The organism is Streptomyces sp. NPDC001530, assembly GCF_042894545.1.
Classification (GTDB): Bacteria; Actinomycetota; Actinomycetes; order Streptomycetales; family Streptomycetaceae; genus Streptomyces.
In genome coordinates this window covers 1-2684 of record NZ_JBIAVS010000070.1, presented here as the reverse complement: position 1 = coordinate 2684, position 2684 = coordinate 1, and the positions used below count along the sequence as shown (strand labels likewise).

2 rRNA genes are annotated in these 2684 nt (G+C 57.7%); both read right to left on the bottom strand.

Annotated features, from left to right (window positions below):
• A 5S ribosomal RNA gene (rrf, locus tag ACFY0T_RS50230) occupies positions 1-117 on the bottom strand.
• 95 nt (positions 118-212) lie between these two features.
• A 23S ribosomal RNA gene (locus ACFY0T_RS50225) occupies positions 213-2684 on the bottom strand; the annotation flags it as partial.

The following is a 2684-nucleotide window of genomic DNA, read 5'->3' as shown; positions in this document are numbered from 1 at the left end:
GTTCGGCGGCGTCCTACTCTCCCACAGGGTCCCCCCTGCAGTACCATCGGCGCTGTGAGGCTTAGCTTCCGGGTTCGGAATGTAACCGGGCGTTTCCCTCACGCTATGACCACCGAAACACTATGAAACTCTCAACTACCGCACCACACCCGGTGGCCCCGGGCATGGGGTTGTTCGTGGTTTCAGAACCAACACAGTGGACGCGAGCAACTGAGGACAAGCCCTCGGCCTATTAGTACCAGTCACCTCCACACCTTGCGGTGCTTCCAGATCTGGCCTATCAACCCAGTCGTCTACTGGGAGCCTTACCCCATCAAGTGGGTGGGAGTCCTCATCTCGAAGCAGGCTTCCCGCTTAGATGCTTTCAGCGGTTATCCCTCCCGAACGTAGCCAACCAGCCATGCCCTTGGCAGGACAACTGGCACACCAGAGGTTCGTCCGTCCCGGTCCTCTCGTACTAGGGACAGCCCTTCTCAAGACTCCTGCGCGCGCAGCGGATAGGGACCGAACTGTCTCACGACGTTCTAAACCCAGCTCGCGTACCGCTTTAATGGGCGAACAGCCCAACCCTTGGGACCGACTCCAGCCCCAGGATGCGACGAGCCGACATCGAGGTGCCAAACCATCCCGTCGATATGGACTCTTGGGGAAGATCAGCCTGTTATCCCCGGGGTACCTTTTATCCGTTGAGCGACGGCGCTTCCACAAGCCACCGCCGGATCACTAGTCCCGACTTTCGTCCCTGCTCGACCCGTCGGTCTCACAGTCAAGCTCCCTTGTGCACTTACACTCAACACCTGATTGCCAACCAGGCTGAGGGAACCTTTGGGCGCCTCCGTTACCCTTTGGGAGGCAACCGCCCCAGTTAAACTACCCATCAGACACTGTCCCTGATCCGGATCACGGACCCAGGTTAGACATCCAGCACGACCAGAGTGGTATTTCAACGACGACTCCACCCAAGCTGGCGCTTGAGCTTCACAGTCTCCCACCTATCCTACACAAGCCGAACCGAACACCAATATCAAACTGTAGTAAAGGTCCCGGGGTCTTTCCGTCCTGCTGCGCGAAACGAGCATCTTTACTCGTAGTGCAATTTCACCGGGCCTATGGTTGAGACAGTCGAGAAGTCGTTACGCCATTCGTGCAGGTCGGAACTTACCCGACAAGGAATTTCGCTACCTTAGGATGGTTATAGTTACCACCGCCGTTTACTGGCGCTTAAGTTCTCAGCTTCGCCAGGACGAATCCTGACTAACCGGTCCCCTTAACGTTCCAGCACCGGGCAGGCGTCAGTCCGTATACATCGCCTTACGGCTTCGCACGGACCTGTGTTTTTAGTAAACAGTCGCTTCTCGCTGGTCTCTGCGGCCACCCCCAGCTCACGGAGTAAATCCGGTCACCGGTGATGGCCCCCCTTCTCCCGAAGTTACGGGGGCATTTTGCCGAGTTCCTTAACCATAGTTCACCCGAACGCCTCGGTATTCTCTACCTGACCACCTGAGTCGGTTTAGGGTACGGGCCGCCATGAAACTCGCTAGAGGCTTTTCTCGACAGCATAGGATCATCCACTTCACCACAATCGGCTCGGCATCAGGTCTCAGCCACAAGTGCGACGGATTTGCCTGTCGCACGGCCTACACCCTTACCCCGGGACAACCACCGCCCGGGATGGACTACCTTCCTGCGTCACCCCATCACTCACCTACTACAGGTCTGGTCCGTCGGCTCCACCACTCCCCCTTGCCCGAAGGCTCCGGGGCGGCTTCACGGACTTAGCATCGCCTGGTTCGATGTTTGACGCTTCACAGCGGGTACCGGAATATCAACCGGTTATCCATCGACTACGCCTGTCGGCCTCGCCTTAGGTCCCGACTTACCCTGGGCAGATCAGCTTGACCCAGGAACCCTTAGTCAATCGGCGCACACGTTTCTCACGTGTGTATCGCTACTCATGCCTGCATTCTCACTCGTGAACCGTCCACCACTGCCTTCCGGCGCGGCTTCACCCGGCACACGACGCTCCCCTACCCATCACAGCGGGCGTTGGCCCTCATGCTGCAATGACACGACTTCGGCGGTACGCTTGAGCCCCGCTACATTGTCGGCGCGGAATCACTAGACCAGTGAGCTATTACGCACTCTTTCAAGGGTGGCTGCTTCTAAGCCAACCTCCTGGTTGTCTGTGCGACTCCACATCCTTTCCCACTTAGCGTACGCTTAGGGGCCTTAGTCGATGCTCTGGGCTGTTTCCCTCTCGACCATGGAGCTTATCCCCCACAGTCTCACTGCCGCGCTCTCACTTACCGGCATTCGGAGTTTGGCTAAGGTCAGTAACCCGGTAGGGCCCATCGCCTATCCAGTGCTCTACCTCCGGCAAGAAACACACGACGCTGCACCTAAATGCATTTCGGGGAGAACCAGCTATCACGGAGTTTGATTGGCCTTTCACCCCTAACCACAGGTCATCCCCCAGGTTTTCAACCCTGGTGGGTTCGGTCCTCCACGACCTCTTACAGCCGCTTCAACCTGCCCATGGCTAGATCACTCCGCTTCGGGTCTTGAGCGCGCTACTCTACCGCCCTGTTCGGACTCGCTTTCGCTACGGCTTCCCCACACGGGTTAACCTCGCAACACACCGCAAACTCGCAGGCTCATTCTTCAAAAGGCACGCAGTCACGAGA